Source organism: Paenibacillus sp. YPG26 (assembly GCF_023704175.1).
Taxonomy (GTDB): domain Bacteria; phylum Bacillota; class Bacilli; order Paenibacillales; family Paenibacillaceae; genus Fontibacillus.
Genome location: NZ_CP084530.1, coordinates 3387861 through 3405000, shown reverse-complemented (window position 1 = coordinate 3405000; position 17140 = coordinate 3387861). Strand labels below are relative to the sequence as shown.

Annotated in this window: 14 protein-coding genes and 2 rRNA genes (1 of these 16 running past the window's edge); 15 read left to right on the top strand and 1 reads right to left on the bottom strand. The window is 49.7% G+C overall.

From position 1 onward, the window contains the following. The 10 genes from LDO05_RS16240 to pssA form a co-directional block, all read left to right on the top strand. Nucleotides 1-2339: ribosomal RNA gene (locus tag LDO05_RS16240) — 23S ribosomal RNA — on the top strand (it extends 713 nt beyond the left edge of the window). Nucleotides 2340-2438: 99 nt separating this feature from the next. Then, nucleotides 2439-2555 (top strand): 5S ribosomal RNA (rrf, locus tag LDO05_RS16235). A gap of 148 nt (nucleotides 2556-2703) precedes the next feature. Beyond that, nucleotides 2704-2871, top strand: coding sequence for a hypothetical protein (locus LDO05_RS16230; protein WP_251376350.1), 168 nt, complete (start codon nucleotides 2704-2706; stop codon nucleotides 2869-2871). 594 nt (nucleotides 2872-3465) lie between these two features. Further along, the gene (locus LDO05_RS16225) at nucleotides 3466-3927 is read left to right on the top strand and encodes a CtsR family transcriptional regulator (RefSeq protein WP_251376349.1); all 462 of its coding nucleotides are present in this window, start codon (nucleotides 3466-3468) and stop codon (nucleotides 3925-3927) included. A gap of 29 nt (nucleotides 3928-3956) precedes the next feature. Further along, nucleotides 3957-4478 carry a protein-arginine kinase activator protein McsA gene (gene mcsA / locus LDO05_RS16220; protein ID WP_251376348.1) on the top strand — a complete coding sequence of 174 codons (522 nt, stop codon included), beginning with the start codon at nucleotides 3957-3959 and terminating at the stop codon, nucleotides 4476-4478. Nucleotides 4479-4490: 12 nt separating this feature from the next. Continuing rightward, the gene (gene mcsB / locus LDO05_RS16215) at nucleotides 4491-5549 is read left to right on the top strand and encodes a protein-arginine kinase McsB (protein ID WP_251376347.1); all 1059 of its coding nucleotides are present in this window, start codon (nucleotides 4491-4493) and stop codon (nucleotides 5547-5549) included. A 58-nt stretch (nucleotides 5550-5607) separates the two neighbouring features. Further along, nucleotides 5608-8049 (top strand): ATP-dependent protease ATP-binding subunit ClpC, encoded by a 2442-nt coding sequence (gene clpC, locus LDO05_RS16210; protein WP_251376346.1) that lies wholly within the window; start codon nucleotides 5608-5610, stop codon nucleotides 8047-8049. 195 nt (nucleotides 8050-8244) lie between these two features. Further along, complete coding sequence (radA, locus tag LDO05_RS16205; RefSeq protein WP_251376345.1) at nucleotides 8245-9612, top strand: DNA repair protein RadA; 1368 nt, start codon at nucleotides 8245-8247, stop codon at nucleotides 9610-9612. A gap of 13 nt (nucleotides 9613-9625) precedes the next feature. Then, on the top strand, nucleotides 9626-10702 hold the full coding sequence (gene disA, locus LDO05_RS16200; RefSeq protein ID WP_251376344.1) for a DNA integrity scanning diadenylate cyclase DisA: 1077 nt from the start codon (nucleotides 9626-9628) through the stop codon (nucleotides 10700-10702). Nucleotides 10703-10755: 53 nt separating this feature from the next. After that, nucleotides 10756-11484 carry a CDP-diacylglycerol--serine O-phosphatidyltransferase gene (gene pssA, locus LDO05_RS16195; protein ID WP_251376343.1) on the top strand — a complete coding sequence of 243 codons (729 nt, stop codon included), beginning with the start codon at nucleotides 10756-10758 and terminating at the stop codon, nucleotides 11482-11484. Nucleotides 11485-11572: 88 nt separating this feature from the next. Here the strand turns inward: pssA and LDO05_RS16190 are convergent, their stop codons facing one another. Next, a complete protein-coding gene (locus tag LDO05_RS16190; protein ID WP_251376342.1) occupies nucleotides 11573-11968 on the bottom strand; it encodes a nucleoside triphosphate pyrophosphohydrolase family protein in 396 nt (131 codons plus the stop codon). 213 nt (nucleotides 11969-12181) lie between these two features. On the opposite strand from LDO05_RS16190, the gene LDO05_RS16185 reads away from it, so the two are divergent. From LDO05_RS16185 to epsC, 5 genes are all read left to right on the top strand, one after another. Then, on the top strand, nucleotides 12182-13267 hold the full coding sequence (locus tag LDO05_RS16185; protein WP_251376341.1) for a PIN/TRAM domain-containing protein: 1086 nt from the start codon (nucleotides 12182-12184) through the stop codon (nucleotides 13265-13267). Nucleotides 13268-13334: 67 nt separating this feature from the next. Then, entirely contained in the window at nucleotides 13335-14042 is a 708-nt protein-coding gene (ispD, locus tag LDO05_RS16180; RefSeq protein ID WP_481856997.1) for a 2-C-methyl-D-erythritol 4-phosphate cytidylyltransferase, read from the top strand. A gap of 1 nt (nucleotide 14043) precedes the next feature. Beyond that, complete coding sequence (gene ispF, locus LDO05_RS16175; RefSeq protein WP_251376339.1) at nucleotides 14044-14526, top strand: 2-C-methyl-D-erythritol 2,4-cyclodiphosphate synthase; 483 nt, start codon at nucleotides 14044-14046, stop codon at nucleotides 14524-14526. Nucleotides 14527-14583: 57 nt separating this feature from the next. Further along, entirely contained in the window at nucleotides 14584-16044 is a 1461-nt protein-coding gene (gltX, locus tag LDO05_RS16170; protein WP_251376338.1) for a glutamate--tRNA ligase, read from the top strand. Between the two features lie 411 nt (nucleotides 16045-16455). Further along, complete coding sequence (gene epsC / locus LDO05_RS16165; protein ID WP_251376337.1) at nucleotides 16456-17133, top strand: serine O-acetyltransferase EpsC; 678 nt, start codon at nucleotides 16456-16458, stop codon at nucleotides 17131-17133. Nucleotides 17134-17140 lie beyond the last annotated feature (7 nt).

The following is a 17140-nucleotide window of genomic DNA, read 5'->3' as shown; positions in this document are numbered from 1 at the left end:
ACGTAGACCCGAAACCGTGTGATCTACCCCTGTCCAGGGTGAAGGTGCGGTAACACGCACTGGAGGCCCGAACCCACGTATGTTGAAAAATGCGGGGATGAGGTGGGGGTAGCGGAGAAATTCCAATCGAACTCGGAGATAGCTGGTTCTCCCCGAAATAGCTTTAGGGCTAGCCTCGGAATGAAGAGTTATGGAGGTAGAGCACTGATTGGGTGCGGGGCCCGCCAAGGGTTACCAAGCTCAGTCAAACTCCGAATGCCATCAACTTCTGTCCGGGAGTCAGACAGTGAGTGCTAAGATCCATTGTCAAAAGGGAAACAGCCCAGACCATCAGCTAAGGTCCCCAAGTGTGTGTTAAGTGGGAAAGGATGTGGAGTTGCACAGACAACCAGGATGTTGGCTTAGAAGCAGCCACCATTTAAAGAGTGCGTAATAGCTCACTGGTCGAGTGACTCTGCGCCGAAAATGTAACGGGGCTAAACACACCACCGAAGCTATGGCTTGGATCGACTTCACTGCTTCTTTGAGGCGGTGTTTACCTAAGTGACATTTTTGCCGAAGGCAAACCTCCTAGAGGTTTCGGCCAAATGGTTCACAGGGGTTAAACACACAGGCTTCGAAGCTGGAGTGAAGTCGATCCAGGGGTAGGGGAGCGTTGTATGCAGGTTGAAGGTGTACCGTAAGGAGCGCTGGACAGCATACAAGTGAGAATGCCGGTATGAGTAACGAAAAGATCAGTGAGAATCTGATCCGCCGAAAGCCTAAGGGTTCCTGAGGAAGGTTCGTCCGCTCAGGGTAAGTCGGGACCTAAGGCGAGGCCGAAAGGCGTAGTCGAAGGACAACAGGCCCTAATTCCTGTACCACCGTAATCCGCTATGAGCGATGGGGTGACGCAGCAGGGTAGTGACGCGGACTGATGGATGTCCGTCCAAGCAGTGAGGCTGGTGTGTAGGCAAATCCGCACACCGTAAGGCTGGGCTGTGATGGGGAGCGAAAATTACAGTAGCGAAGGTCATGATCTCACACTGCCAAGAAAAGCCTCTAGTCAGGAGAAGGTGCCCGTACCGCAAACCGACACAGGTAGGCGAGAAGAGAATTCTAAGGCGCGCGGAAGAACTCTCGTTAAGGAACTCGGCAAAATGACCCCGTAACTTCGGGAGAAGGGGTGCCCCGGTAGTGTGAATAGCACGAGGGGGCCGCAGTGAAAAGGCCCAAGCGACTGTTTAGCAAAAACACAGGTCTGTGCGAAGCCGTAAGGCGAAGTATACGGGCTGACGCCTGCCCGGTGCTGGAAGGTTAAGGGGAGTGGTTAGGGGTAACCCGAAGCTATGAACCGAAGCCCCAGTAAACGGCGGCCGTAACTATAACGGTCCTAAGGTAGCGAAATTCCTTGTCAGGTAAATTCTGACCCGCACGAATGGCGTAACGACTTGGGCGCTGTCTCAACGAGAGATCCGGTGAAATTTTAATACCTGTGAAGATGCAGGTTACCCGCGACAAGACGGAAAGACCCCATGGAGCTTTACTGCAGCTTGATATTGGACTTGGGTACGATTTGTACAGGATAGGTGGGAGCCTAGGAAGCCGGAGCGCCAGCTTCGGTGGAGGCAACGTTGGGATACCACCCTGATCGTATCGGAGTTCTAACCTGGTACCGTGAACCGGTATGGGGACAGTGTCAGGTGGGCAGTTTGACTGGGGCGGTCGCCTCCTAAAGAGTAACGGAGGCGCCCCAAGGTTCCCTCAGAATGGTTGGAAATCATTCGAAGAGTGCAAAGGCATAAGGGAGCTTGACTGCGAGACTGACAAGTCGAGCAGGGACGAAAGTCGGGCTTAGTGATCCGGTGGTACCGCATGGAAGGGCCATCGCTCAACGGATAAAAGCTACCCTGGGGATAACAGGCTTATCTCCCCCAAGAGTCCACATCGACGGGGAGGTTTGGCACCTCGATGTCGGCTCATCGCATCCTGGGGCTGAAGTAGGTCCCAAGGGTTGGGCTGTTCGCCCATTAAAGCGGTACGCGAGCTGGGTTCAGAACGTCGTGAGACAGTTCGGTCCCTATCTGTCGTGGGCGTAGGAAATTTGAGAGGAGCTGTCCTTAGTACGAGAGGACCGGGATGGACGCACCGCTGGTGCACCAGTTGTTCCGCCAGGAGCACAGCTGGGTAGCTACGTGCGGAAGGGATAAGCGCTGAAAGCATCTAAGCGTGAAGCCCCCCTCAAGATGAGATTTCCCAATTAGTAAGACCCCTTGAAGACGACGAGGTAGATAGGCTGGGTGTGGAAGTGCAGCAATGCATGGAGCTGACCAGTACTAATCGGTCGAGGGCTTATCCAAGACAGCTTCACGAAGTGTAACTTCGGAAGCAACACAATCTAACACGCACAATTCGTTTCGTATCTAGTTTTCAGGCGATCAAGCCTGAAGAGAATTCCGTTTGGTGGCGATGGCGGAGGGGTTCCACGCGTACCCATCCCGAACACGACCGTTAAGCCCTCCAGCGCCAATGGTACTTGGACCGCAGGGTCCTGGGAGAGTAGGACGCCGCCAAGCAAAGAGCAAGCCTTATCGAGAGATCGATAAGGCTTTTTTGTGCTTTAAGCTGCTTGCTGCTTGTACCACAGGGAGCTCTGTGAGGTATGGTTTCGGATGATTCAGAAATAATAAGAAGGCATTATTGAACTTAGGAGGCTGATTTCAGATGAGCAACAAAATTGAAGCCATTAGAGCGGATCATCAGAACTTTCTGGACAAGACGGAAGATGAAATAAAGGCAGTTCCCGCCACAACTGATGTTAATGAGGCTGTGGAGGCCATTACAGCACATATGAACAAATATGATGTGCCACAGGAAAAAGAAGGGGACTAATTTGTAATCGAGCAAAAGAACCGTCAGAGCTCTCTGACGGTTCTTTGCTATTGTTCACGTTGGAGAATACGGTTAACTGTGCATTTATATTTAACCTCGACCGTATAGGCTCCTCGAATAGAAAGTACACAAACTAGTGATGGAATGACATGGTGATGCAATTGATCAGGTCTAACTCCTTGCAGCTGTATGGATTGTAGATGTGAAGGATAGTGAAAAGTGCATACACTTAAGCAAATTAACTGGTGAACCGAATGGATGCAATTCAGGATGGGTAAAGTATATCTAGAACAAAGTAAAGGCCCTCTTTAGGACCGGAACCAAAAGCGTAATGTATCTTAACGGTTTTAGACTAATTATAAAAAGAGCCCTTGGCAAATGAGGAAAATATGATATAATAAATTCAAGGTCAAAGAAAGTCAAAGTCAACTACTTGCTAACAGTATTTTCTTTAACCGAATTTATATCTTTTTTAGTGTCACAATGAGTAGTTGTATTTAAAATCGTTGGTTTGACTGCAGTTTGACCTTATCAGGAGATCATTTTTGCCGCTTCGTAATGGCTAAACGCTTCGAGCAGTGGAGGGATGAGTGAATGCGAAATATCTCCGATATTATTGAGAAATATCTCAAGAGTATTATGCATGAAAGTCCTGAAGGAACCATTGAGATCCAGCGCAATGATTTAGCTGATAAATTCTCCTGTGTACCTTCCCAGATTAACTACGTAATCAGTACGCGGTTTACTTTGGAGAAAGGCTACCTTGTGGAGAGTAAGCGCGGCGGAGGCGGGTACGTCAGGATTAGAAAGATCGAACTACCCGGGCCAACCTCGCTGCATACTCATCTGCATCAGACCATAGGCAATGAGATAGGCCAAGCCGCTGCGGAAGGGCTGATCTATCAACTGGCGGAAGCTCGAGTTATTACCGAGCGGGAAGCGAATTTGATGAGATCCGCGATATCAAGGGAAGTGCTGGCTCTTAAGCTGCCCTATCGGGATGAGATTCGTGCCAGAATTATGAAGGCTATGTTGATTTCTTTATTAGTCAAATAATCAGGCCAGGAACAAAGGAGGGACATCTTGTGCTTTGTCAGGAATGCGGTAAGCGTCCGGCTTCGCTTCATTTTACTAAAATTGTAAACGGGGAGAAGACGGAATTTCACATTTGCGAAGCGTGTGCGAGAGAAAAAGGCGAGATGATACCTGGAACCTCAGGAGGTTTTTCCATTCATAGCTTGTTGTCCGGTCTCCTGGATATCAGTCCGAGTGGAAAGGGACAGCTAATAGGCAAGAATACCGAGAATCTTCAATGTAAGGAATGCGGAATGACCTATTCCCAGTTCAGTAAAGTGGGACGGTTCGGCTGCAGCTCTTGTTATAAATATTTTAACGACCGGCTCGATCCACTCTTCAAAAGGGTGCACGGGAACACTACCCACATGGGGAAAGTGCCTGTCCGGGTAGGAAGCCATATTCAGGCCAAACGCAAAATTGAAAGCCTCCGGCAGGAGCTTCAGCAGAATATTGCCGAAGAGGAGTTTGAGAAGGCCGCCAAGCTTCGGGATCAGATTAGAGAACTTGAGAAAGACATTTCATCAGAGTAGGAGGAATGCGTTATGCCTAATCTCCGGTTTACAGAACAGCCGCTCAGTGAATGGATGAGACATAGAGGATATGAATCCGATATTGTCATCAGCAGCCGGGTACGGATTGCGCGGAACCTTCAGCACCTTGCCTTTCCCATGCTGGCGACGAACCAGCAGTCGGAAGAAGTATTAACTAGACTCAAGACCGTCGTTGAAGACGAGCGCTTGAATCAATACGGAGTGCTGCATTTCCTGCTCCTTGATGAGATGGATGATTTGGACCGAAGAATTCTGGTTGAGAAGCACTTGATCAGCCCCAATCTTGCTACGGAATCGCGTAATGGCGCGGTGCTCATCAGTGAGGATGAAAGCTTGAGCATTATGATCAACGAGGAAGATCATCTGCGTATTCAGTGCCTGTATCCGGGATTTCATGTACATGAAGCCTGGGAGCGGGCAACTTCGGTGGATGATATTTTTGAAGCCCATGTGGATTATGCATTTGATGACAGAAGAGGGTACCTGACCAGTTGTCCTACTAACGTAGGTACAGGACTTAGAGCTTCAGTCATGATGCACCTTCCCGCTTTAGTGCTAACGCAGCAGATTAACCGGATTTTGTCGGCCGTCTCACAGGTTGGCTTAACGGTGCGCGGGATATACGGCGAAGGTAGTGAGGCCATGGGTAACTTGTTTCAAATCTCAAATCAGATTACACTGGGACAAAGTGAGTCTGAAATCATTGAGAATCTCCATGGTGTAGTCTTACAGATTATCGAGCATGAGAAGACGGCAAGGCAGAGACTGCTTATGGAGTCGCGGTTGCGGATGACGGACAGGGTAATGCGGTCCTACGGAATTTTGTCCAATGCGGCGATAATGGATTCCAAGGAAGCGGCTCAGCGCTTGTCCGATGTCAGACTCGGAATTGATCTGGGGCTGATTGATCATCTGTCCGCTCCTCAGCTAAATGAACTAACAGTGCTGACACAGCCGGGATTTTTACAGAAGATATTCAATGAACATATGGATCACGCTGAGCGGGATATGTACAGGGCCAAGCTCATTCGTGAGAAATTGGGTAAATAAATGCAATAGTGTTCAATCGTAGAACCAGATTTTTACCAATCATGGAGGTGTAGGGGATATGATGTTTGGAAGATTTACGGAACGCGCACAGAAAGTGCTGGCTTTGGCTCAAGAGGAAGCAGTTCGTTTGGGGCATAATAATATTGGTACTGAACACATACTGCTGGGTCTTATTCGTGAAGGGGAAGGCATTGCCGCTAAAGCCTTGATTGGTTTAGGTCTTGGACTTGAGAAAATACAGGATGAAGTTGAGACCTTGATCGGCCGCGGTCAAGAGCAGCCCACTAATATTGCTTATACGCCTCGTGCTAAGAAAGTGATTGAGCTGTCCATGGACGAAGCTCGTAAGCTGGGTCACACCTATGTGGGAACGGAGCACATCCTGCTCGGTCTTATCCGTGAAGGAGAAGGTGTTGCAGCCCGCGTATTGAACAATCTTGGAATCAGCTTGAACAAAGCGCGTCAGCAGGTGCTTCAATTGCTCGGAAGCAGTGAAGCGGTATCCAGCCATCACGGGACTCCTGCCAATGTGAATACCCCGACGCTGGACAGCTTGGCACGCGACCTTACGGCTATAGCCAAAGAAGGCAGCTTGGATCCGGTTATTGGCCGCAGTAAGGAAATTGAGCGTGTAATTCAAGTGCTAAGCCGCCGGACCAAGAACAATCCGGTCTTGATCGGGGAGCCAGGGGTAGGTAAAACGGCGATTGCCGAGGGCCTCGCTCAGAAGATCATTAATAACGAAATTCCAGAAACACTGCGTGACAAGAGAGTTATGACTCTGGATATGGGCTCAGTAGTTGCCGGTACCAAATACCGCGGTGAGTTCGAGGATCGTCTGAAGAAAATCATGGACGAAATCCGCCAGGCAGGCAATATTATCTTGTTCATTGACGAGCTGCATACCCTGATTGGTGCTGGGGGTGCTGAGGGCGCTATTGACGCCTCCAATATTCTGAAGCCAGCTTTGGCCCGCGGTGAACTTCAGTGCATTGGTGCCACAACCCTGGACGAATATCGTAAATATATTGAGAAGGATGCTGCCCTGGAGCGCCGTTTCCAGCCTATTACCGTGGATCAGCCTTCTCCAGAGGAAGCAATCCAGATTCTGCATGGACTTCGTGACCGTTATGAAGCTCACCACCGGGTGAAAATTACGGATGAGGCAATCGAGCAGGCTGTGAAGCTGTCGGATCGTTACATTCCTGACCGGTTCCTGCCGGATAAGGCCATTGACCTTATTGATGAGGCGGGCTCCAAGGTAAGGCTTAACTCTTATACGGTACCACCTAACCTCAAGCAGCTTGAGAATCGCTTGGATGACATCCGTAAAGAGAAGGATTCAGCTGTTCAAAGCCAGGAATTCGAGAAGGCTGCAGCTCTGCGTGATACAGAGCAGAAGATTCGTGAAGAGCTGGATGTCACGAAGAATCAATGGAAAGAGAAACAGGGCCGTACCGATTCTGAAGTCACTCCGGAGGATATTGCTCAGGTTGTAGCCAGCTGGACTGGTATCCCTGTCAGTAAGCTGAAGGAAGAGGAGACTGAGCGCCTCCTTAACATGGAGCAGATTCTCCATGAACGGGTTATTGGTCAGGAAGAGGCTGTCAAGGCAGTCAGCCGGGCAATTCGCCGGGCACGTGCCGGACTTAAAGATCCTAAACGTCCAATGGGCTCATTTATCTTCCTGGGACCAACCGGGGTAGGTAAGACAGAGCTTGCCCGCGCACTCGCTGAAGCGATGTTCGGTGACGAGAATGCGGTAATTCGAATCGACATGTCCGAGTATATGGAGAAACACTCGACTTCACGTCTGGTCGGAGCTCCTCCAGGATATGTAGGCTATGAAGAAGGTGGTCAGCTGACAGAGAAAGTTCGCCGCAAGCCTTATTCCGTAGTTCTCCTTGACGAAATCGAGAAAGCTCACCCAGAGGTGTTCAACATTCTGCTTCAAGTGCTGGAAGATGGTCGTCTTACTGACTCCAAAGGCCGTGTAGTTGACTTCCGTAATACACTGATTATTCTCACCTCCAATGTGGGTGCTGATGTGATCAAGAAGAACACCACACTCGGCTTTACCGCAGTGAGCGACGCAGGGGCCAATTATAGCACGATGAAGGATAAAGTGATGGCAGAGCTTAAGAAGAGCTTCCGTCCTGAATTCCTGAACCGGATTGATGAGACTATTGTGTTCCACTCTCTGGAAGAGGTGCATATTGCGGAGATTGTTACGCTCATGTCCGAGGAGCTTCGCAGACGTCTGCGTGAATACGATGTGGATTTCCTGCTTACCGACAAGGCGAAAGCCTTCCTGGCGAAGGAAGGGTTCGATCCCGCATATGGAGCGCGTCCGCTGCGCCGCGCTATTCAGAAGCATATTGAAGACCGGTTGTCTGAAGAACTCTTAACCGGTACGGTGAAGAAAGGTGATTCCCTCGTGATTGACGAAGAGAACGGGGCACTGACCGTGAACAGAACGGGAAGTTTATCACCCAGCTAAGCCGTATTAACTGCATAATTTCCATAGCATGGGGGCTGAATGCCGCTCGAACCTTGTTCGCGCGGCGCAGCCTCTTGCTGTTTGTTCTAACATTTTCATTAAAACTTTACGATAAAACAATATAAATGGTAAACTTTGATTGTGTTTCGATAAAAAATTAGTTCGAAAATCCTCAGGCTGGTTAAGGAGAAGTACATGGCCAAAATTAAGACCAAGTTCTATTGTACGGAATGCGGTTATGAATCCCCTAAATGGTATGGCAAATGTCCAGGCTGCAGCAGCTGGAATACCATGGTGGAGGAGACCGAGAAAGTAGTGAAGACTCAAGGGCTGACTTCGGGACTTTTCCAGACTAAAGAGAAGGCTCAGCCCATAATTAATATAGAGAGCGGCAAGGAGCCGCGGGTTCAGACGGGAATTGGTGAACTCAACCGGGTTCTTGGCGGGGGAGTAGTTCCAGGCTCTCTGGTTCTCGTAGGTGGAGACCCGGGAATCGGCAAGTCTACACTCCTGCTCCAGACTTCTTATGAAATGGCCAAAGCGGGACTGCGGGTTCTGTACATCTCAGGCGAAGAATCCGTTAAGCAGACCAAGCTTAGAGCGGAGCGTCTTGGCGCCTTATCCGCAGAACTCTTCGTGCTGTGCGAGAGCAATATGGACAGTATTGAAGAGGCAATCGAAAGTGTCTCACCCCACTTTATGGTCATTGACTCGATTCAGACGGTATATTTGCCTGAAGTGACAAGTGCGCCAGGCAGCGTCTCCCAGGTTCGGGAGTGTACGGCAAGATTCATGCGGATTGCGAAGGGACAGGGGATTGCTACCGTTCTTGTAGGTCATGTTACCAAGGAAGGAGCGATTGCGGGTCCCAGATTGCTTGAGCATATGGTGGACTGTGTGCTTTATTTCGAAGGTGAGCGTCATCATTCTTATCGCCTGCTTCGCGCGGTTAAGAATCGCTTCGGTTCCACGAATGAGATCGGTATATTTGAAATGAATGAAGTAGGACTGACGGAGGTCGTCAATCCTTCTGAACTGTTTCTTTCGGAGCGTCCCCTTGGCGTAGCAGGTTCTACGGTTGTAGCCAGTATGGAGGGAACCCGCCCGATGCTGGTGGAACTTCAGGCATTGATCTCCACGACTCATTTCCCCTCGCCAAGACGCATGGGAACGGGTGTGGACCATCACCGGATGAATCTGATTATTGCGGTTCTTGAGAAAAGAATGGGGATGTTCCTTCAGACCCAGGACGCCTATGTTAACCTGGCTGGTGGAGTGCGTCTGGATGAGCCCGCAGTGGATCTGGCGATTGCGGTAAGCATTGCTTCGAGCTTCCGCGATATTCCTACCAAGCCCGATGATGTCATCTTCGGGGAGGTTGGCTTGACTGGAGAAGTGCGGGCAGTCTCCCGTGCGGAACAGCGGGTAAGGGAGGCACATAAGTTAGGGTTCAAACGGGTAATCCTTCCAGAGAAGAGCCTGAAGGGATGGAAGAGCCCAAAGGGAATTCAATTGATCGGCGTAAATACGGTTGCAGAGGCATTAGCTGTTGCGTTAAATTAGGGGGCACTTGAAGATGAAAGAACCAAACCAACTGGAGAAGATGAACGACCTGCTAAGACTAGTAGCACCCGGGACCGCATTCAGGGACGGACTTGAGAATGTGCTGCGGGCCAAAACGGGCGGTTTGATTGTAGTTGGATATAGTCCGGAGGTCATGGAAGTGGTTGAGGGAGGTTTCTCCATTAACTGTGACTTCTCGCCGAACTATTTGTATGAGCTGGCCAAAATGGACGGAGCGATCATACTAAGCGAGGATTTGAAGCGGATCTTATACGCAAATACCCAGCTTATTCCCGACTCCTCCATCTCGTCTGCGGAGACAGGTATCCGCCACCGTACCGCCGAGCGGGTTGCCAAGCAGACCGGGAAGCTGGTTGTGTCTATTTCCCAGCGGCGGAATATCATTACCTTGTATCAAGGTGGACTACGCTATGCGCTTAAGGAGATCGGCGTTATTCTAACTAAGGCGAATCAAGCGATTCAGACGCTGGAGAAGTACAGATCTGTTCTGAATCAATCCTTTACGAATTTAACCGCTTCGGAATTTGAGGAGCTTGTCACTTTGCCTGAAGTTATCAATGTCATTCAGCGGGTAGAAATGGTAATCCGCATCAAGCTTGAGATTAAGCGGTTCATCAATGAACTGGGTACGGAAGGCCGTCTGATCAGCATGCAGATGGAGGAGCTGGTCAGTAACATGGAAGAGGAAGCTTGGCTGCTGTATAAGGATTATGCCCGTGAGGATCACGAGGAATATATCCGGGAGCTGATACTGGGGCTTAAGCGCTCTTCTGATGAAGAGCTGCTGGACGTTGTCCATATTTCACGTCTCCTCGGCTATCCTGCAGCTGCGGCTTCCTCCGAGGAACTCATATCACCGCGCGGTTATCGGGTTCTGAACAAGATTCCCCGCCTGCCCAATGTGATTATTCATAATCTCGTTGAGCGATTCGAACAGCTGCCCGGGGTGATGATCGCTTCTATAGAAGAACTGGATGAAGTTGACGGTATTGGCGAGGTGCGTGCACGTACGATCAAGGATGGATTGAAACGCCTTCAGGAACAAGTATTCATTGACAGACAAATCTAATTCCCATACAATCAAAGGATGATCCTGAGGCATAATATATATGAGGTGAAGAGATGATTACTAAATCGATTCCGAACATGTTTACCTTAGGTAACTTGTTTCTCGGAATGGTCGCGATTATGCTGGCGTTTAACGGGAAGTACAGTTTGGCGGCGATTATGATTATTGTTGCTATGCTGCTCGATGGTCTGGATGGACGTGTTGCCCGTGCCCTTAATTGTCAAAGCGAATTTGGAAAAGAACTCGATTCTCTCTCGGATGTGATTTCCTTCGGAATCGCACCTGCGCTATTGATGTATACGATTTCCTTTCAAAACATGCCGGAAGCGCTGGCTTGGATTGTCACCGCAATCTTCCCGATGTGCGGAGCACTTCGTCTGGCAAGGTTCAACGTGAAGCCGGGGATCCCGGGTTACTTCATTGGCCTTCCTATTCCCGCTGCCGGAAGCGTTCTAGCTACACTGTCCCTATTTCACAAAGAGATTACTGCCCCTTATTTCATTATAGCAATGCTTTTGCTTTCTTATTTGATGGTGAGTTCCGTTAGATATCCTAATTTCAAGAAGATTGGACTTCCGAGAAAAGCCCTTTGGATTGCGCCTTGGGTCGTGGTGGTTGCTATAGTAGTGGCTGTCCGGTTCCCGGATCAATTGACCAAGTTGATTTTTGTTCCCCTTGTTATTTACGCTCTGTATGGGATTAAGCAGAATATCGACAGACTCCTCGGCAAAGGTGGTCCGAATTCTCATTCTTCGGAAAAGCCTTACCGTTCCAAGCATTAACCTGATTCAGCATAAGCCGCATATTAAATTTAAAAAAAGCACGGAATCCCCTTTCGGGATTCGGTGCTTTTTGCTTTCTTAATAAGGCTTACGATAAGTTGAACAGTCCAAGTGTGGAGCATTTCTTCGATTCTCTCTCCACGACTTCATCCATATTGATATCCAGCAGATTGCAAAGGGCAGACATATAGAACAAGCTGCGCCCAAGCTCGGAGCTAATAGCTTCCTTACAGTTCTCGCACAATTCACCTTGAACATGCTTGCCGACTACTTCTTTGGCCTGCTCCAGATTGAAGCTGGGTTCAAAGGTTTGCTTGGTTGCATGAAGCTCAATGCATCCGCACTCGGTTACAGCCTTGGTTACCGAACGATTGACAGATGAATTGCTTTGGCCATTCTTAGATAGGACATCGAGCAGACTGCGGTGACGGAGAAGCAGTTCGGAGACTTGTTCCTGAAAAGACTGTAAGCTAAGTGTGCTCATTATTTTCCATCCACCTTATTTTATGAATTGAGTTCATTATAGTCCACGGCTTGATTCTTTTTCAAGCTGAAATCGCACAGCCAAGGGGCCTGCGGGGACTCAACTTCGTGCCAGGCCTGGGAAAAAAAAGTTCCATTTACCGGGTTGCCACTGCAAAAAATGGATCATACTGGATAAAAGAACGAGATAAAATCTAAGGAGGTGAAGGAACATATGTTAAAGAGAACTTTTCTAATTCTAGCAGGACTTATTGGGGCTTGGTCCGGTTACACTTCGCAAAATTTAGTTGACCTTCTGCCAGCTTCCTTTCAAGACTTGTTGAATGGTATGGGGCCAGTAGGTGGACATTTGCTCTTTGCAGTCCTTGGCGCCAGTCTCTTTATGTTCCTCTTTTCATTATTTGCGGAGACATTGTCCAGACGGATTCGTGTATGGATTCAAGCTTTGACCCAAATTCCTATGGGGGATTTGGCTGCGGGTACGGCAGGTCTTACTGCGGGACTTCTTCTTTCGTTAATGGTCTACCCCGGTTTATCATGGTTAGGAAGCCTCAGAGAGGTTGTTCAGCTGGTATTTACCTGGCTATGCGGTTATATGGGTCTGCGTGTGGGTATGGAGAAGAAAGATGAGCTCTCCTCGCTGTGGAAGTCAGGGAAATGGGGTTCTGCCCGGGAAGAAGAGACCTGGACTCAAGAACACAAGATCCTGGATACCAGTGTCATTATAGACGGGCGAATCGCTGATATTTGCAAAACAGGCTTTATTGAGGGGACTATCGTTATTCCGGAGTTCGTGCTTGAAGAGCTGCAGCATATTGCCGATTCATCGGATCTGCTCAAGCGCAACCGGGGACGCCGCGGGCTTGATATCCTGAACAAAATTCAGAAGGAGCTCGATGTCAAGGTGCTGATCTATGAAGGGGACTTTGAAGATATCTCCGAAGTGGACAGCAAGCTGGTCAAGCTCGCCAAGGTTCTGCAGGGGAAGGTCGTAACCAATGACTTCAATTTGAACAAGGTCTGTGAGCTTCAAGGCGTATCTGTGCTGAATATCAATGATCTGGCTAATGCGGTTAAGCCGGTCGTGCTTCCTGGTGAGGAGATTATGGTGCAGGTGATCAAGGACGGCAAAGAGCATGGACAAGGCGTAGCATATCTTGATGATGGGACCATGATTGTAGTCGAAGGAGGCAGAGATTACATTGGCACGGTAACTGAGGTGCTTGTGACCAGTGTGCTGCAGACCTCGGCGGGCCGGATGATTTTTGCCAAACCGAAACTGTTGGAAAAAGCCCAGTAAACACGGTATGATGAGGAAGGCTGTATGAGGCAGCTTTGCTTATATTACTTGTGGGGCAGGGATGACAGTGGAATCTAACAATCGGGAAGCAGCGGTCATCGTGGTGGCTGCCGGCAGGGGAACCCGGATGGGAACGAAGGAGAGCAAGCAGTATCTGCTGCTAGAGGACAAGCCCATCTTCGTTCATACGCTTGAAGTGTTTGTACGGCTTCCCTTTATTAAGGAGATCGTACTTGTAACCGGAGAGCTGGATGTACCCAGATGTCAGGATTGGGTCAGGGCGTATGGAATGGAACATACAGTAAAAGTGATACCGGGCGGGGCTGAACGCCAGCACTCGGTTTATAAAGGACTGCTTGAAACGGACTGCGAATGGGTCCTCGTCCATGACGGGGTAAGGCCTTTCGTCAGCGAAGCTCAGGTCACGGCATGCTATGAAGCAGCCATGCAGGACGGAGCTTCAATCCTGGCTGTGCCTGTGAAGGACACCGTCAAGCAGGTTAATGATCAGGCCTATGTGACTTCAACCCCTGATCGCCGCAGCTTGTGGGCTATCCAGACCCCGCAGGCTTTTCGGCATTCTGATCTCAAGAGGGCTCACGAAGAGGCACTGAAGGATGGCTTCCTTGGGACCGACGACTCCATGCTGGTTGAGCGGTTAGGGGTGGCTGTCAAGGTGGTTGAAGGCAGTTACAGCAACATCAAAATTACCACGCCTGAAGACTTGGATTATGCCGATTTCATCAGGACTAAAGAGAAGACGGGGAGAGGTTGACATGATTAGAGTAGGACAAGGATTTGACGTACACCAGCTGGTAGAGGGAAGACCCTGCATAATTGGCGGGGTGACGATTCCTTATGAAAAGGGCCTTCTGGGGCACTCAGACGCCGATGTGCTGCTGCATACGATCAGTGATGCCATCTTGGGGGCTATTGGAGAAGGGGATATCGGCCGGCATTTTCCCGATACAGATCCGGAATTCAAGGACGCGGACAGCCTTAAGCTCTTGAAGGAAGTGTGGGAGAAAGCGCTGAACAAGGGATATGTGCTTGGAAATCTCGATGCTACGATTATTGCCCAGCGTCCAAAGATGGCTCCGTACATTCCCCAAATGGTAGAGGTGATTGCTTCTGCGCTTGGTGCACAGGTGGATCAGGTCAATGTGAAAGCGACGACCACAGAGCAGCTGGGCTTCACGGGACGAGGCGAGGGGATTGCTGCACAGTGTGTTGTCTGCCTTGTCAAAGATATGCTATGATCGTGGGATACGGATGGAAGAGGGCTTTATTATAATTAGTACGCGGAGGGGATTTCAATGACAGAAGTTCGTGTTCGGTATGCGCCGAGTCCAACAGGTCATTTACATATTGGTAATGCAAGAACGGCACTATTCAACTACTTGTTCGCCCGTAATCTAGGGGGCAAATTCATTATTCGTATAGAAGATACCGATGTGAAGCGCAATATTGAAGGCGGCGAAGAGAGCCAGCTGAAGTACCTGAAATGGTTGGGGATGAACTGGGATGAGAGTGTCGATGTCGGCGGGGATTACGGTCCTTACCGGCAGACGGAGCGTCTTGACATCTACCGTCAGTACTGGCAGGAGCTGCTGGACAAGGGTCTTGCTTACCGCTGTTATTGTACGGAAGAGGAGCTTGAGCAGGAGCGGGAAGAGCAGACGGCCAGAGGAGAGACCCCGCGCTACTCGGGCAGACACCGTGATTTGACGGAAGAGCAGCAGAAGGCCTACGAGGCTGAAGGCCGCACGGCAAGCATCAGATTCCGTGTACCTGAGAACAAGACCTACGCTTTTGATGATCTGGTAAAAGGACCAATCTCCTTCGAGTCCAATATATCCGGAGATTTCGTCATTGTGAAGAAGGACGGCATTCCAACGTACAACTTTGCCGTTGTGCTGGATGATTACCTGATGAAGATCTCCCACGTGCTTCGCGGAGAAGACCATATCTCCAATACACCCCGCCAATTGATGATCTATGAAGCATTTGGCTGGGAGCCGCCAAAATTCGGACACATGACCTTGATCGTGGGTGAGAATCACAAGAAGCTGAGCAAGCGGGATGAATCGGTTATTCAGTTCATTGAGCAGTACGAGCAGCTTGGCTACCTGCCTGAAGCGATGTTTAACTTCATTGCCTTACTCGGCTGGTCGCCGGAAGGGGAAGAGGAGATCTTCTCCCGGGAAGAGCTTATCTCCATCTTTGATGCGAACCGGCTTTCGAAGAGCCCGGCAGTCTTTGATACAAATAAGCTGGCGCATATTAATAACACTTATATCAAGAATTCAGACCCGGAACAGATCGCTGCACTTGCGATTCCACAGCTGCAGAAGGCGTCCCGTCTCCCGGAACAGCTTACAGAAGAACAGCTCAGCTGGGCCAAGTCGCTCGTTGCCCTCTATCAGGAGCAGATGACATCGGCTTCCGATATTGTTGAGCTGTCAGCCTTGTTCTTCCGTACACATATGGAGCTGGATGCGGAAGCTGCGTCTGTATTATCAGAGCCTCAGGTGCCTGAAGTGCTGCAGGCCTTCCTGGCTAAAGTTGAACAAGCTTCGGAATTCTCGGCTTCGAGCATGGCTGTGTTAATTAAAGAAGTGCAGAAAGAGACGGGTTACAAAGGCAAACAGCTGTTCATGCCTATCCGTGTTGCCCTCACAGGACAAATGCATGGACGTGATTTGAACCAGACTATCTACCTTCTGGGTAAAGATCGTGTCTTAGACCGCCTTAAATCTCAAATTCGGGGTGCTTAGGCGGCGAATCTTCTTGTCAGTTCGATTTCTTTTCGTTAATATAGAAGAAAGCTATTGAACAGTTATAACTTCGATTACAACCCAAAAGCACAGATCGGGAGAAGTACGCTTATTGATGTATTTATCAGAGAAGATAACCGGTGGCCACGCGCCGCCAGGCTGCGAGTTATCTAAATGCATTCGGCGGAAATGCACCCGGGAGCTGTGGAATTGAGCGCGCTAAAGTGCGCGGGTAGATTCCGCCGTATCGTCCCCGTTAAGGACGTTTGAGAGAAATGTCTCGGACTCTGTTATACAGAGGCTGCGGCATTTAAGCAGAGTGGGACCGCGTGTAAGGCGTCTCTGCAGCGAAAGCTGCGGGGGCGCTTTTTTTAGTATAGTCAGGGACTTACGGGGGAGGGGGCATAGCTTATGTTTAAGAAGATGAGATCAGATATTGAAGCAGTGCTGGACAATGATCCCGCGGCACGAGGCTGGTTCGAGGTCGTCTTTACTTATTCTGGACTGCATGCTATATGGAGTCACCGGATTGCAAATGCCTTTTACCGGAGAAAGTGGTTCTCTGTGGCCCGTATCATCTCCCAGGTTAGCCGATTCTTCACGGGGATTGAGATTCACCCGGGCGCAACAATAGGGAATCGTCTGTTCATTGACCACGGTATGGGCGTTGTCATTGGAGAGACCTGTGAAATCGGGGATGACGTGGTGATCTATCAGGGTGTAACCCTTGGCGGCAGCGGAAAAGAAAAAGGCAAAAGACACCCTACAATTGGCAATAATGTTGTTATAGGTTCGGGTGCCAAAATTCTAGGTTCGTTCACCGTAGGAGCCCAGAGCAATATTGGAGCCAACTCTGTGGTTCTTAAGGAAATCCCTCCGAACAGCACCGTGGTGGGGATTCCGGGTAAAGTGGTTAAGCAGGGAGGCGTGCGTATGGACCGGCTCAGCCACCAGCTGCCCGACCCGGTTGTCGATACGATGCGGGTGCTCCAGCGTGAGATCGAGGAGCTGCAAGAGGAGCTTAGGAATTTGAAGGAAGAACGGGCGGAGCTGCGTGCGGAGGTCCTCTCTCATGGGGACAAAGGCTAAAATTACA

Bases quoted from the DNA above. Each gene is read 5' to 3' on its own strand.
- LDO05_RS16230 (WP_251376350.1), top strand. From the start codon at position 2,704: ATGAGCAACAAAATTGAAGCCATTAGAGCGGATCATCAGAACTTTCTG.
- LDO05_RS16225 (WP_251376349.1), top strand. From the start codon at position 3,466: ATGCGAAATATCTCCGATATTATTGAGAAATATCTCAAGAGTATTATG.
- mcsB (WP_251376347.1), top strand. From the start codon at position 4,491: ATGCCTAATCTCCGGTTTACAGAACAGCCGCTCAGTGAATGGATGAGA.
- clpC (WP_251376346.1), top strand. From the start codon at position 5,608: ATGATGTTTGGAAGATTTACGGAACGCGCACAGAAAGTGCTGGCTTTG.
- radA (WP_251376345.1), top strand. From the start codon at position 8,245: ATGGCCAAAATTAAGACCAAGTTCTATTGTACGGAATGCGGTTATGAA.
- disA (WP_251376344.1), top strand. From the start codon at position 9,626: ATGAAAGAACCAAACCAACTGGAGAAGATGAACGACCTGCTAAGACTA.
- pssA (WP_251376343.1), top strand. From the start codon at position 10,756: ATGATTACTAAATCGATTCCGAACATGTTTACCTTAGGTAACTTGTTT.
- LDO05_RS16190 (WP_251376342.1), bottom strand. From the start codon at position 11,968: ATGAGCACACTTAGCTTACAGTCTTTTCAGGAACAAGTCTCCGAACTG.
- LDO05_RS16185 (WP_251376341.1), top strand. From the start codon at position 12,182: ATGTTAAAGAGAACTTTTCTAATTCTAGCAGGACTTATTGGGGCTTGG.
- ispF (WP_251376339.1), top strand. From the start codon at position 14,044: ATGATTAGAGTAGGACAAGGATTTGACGTACACCAGCTGGTAGAGGGA.
- gltX (WP_251376338.1), top strand. From the start codon at position 14,584: ATGACAGAAGTTCGTGTTCGGTATGCGCCGAGTCCAACAGGTCATTTA.
- epsC (WP_251376337.1), top strand. From the start codon at position 16,456: ATGTTTAAGAAGATGAGATCAGATATTGAAGCAGTGCTGGACAATGAT.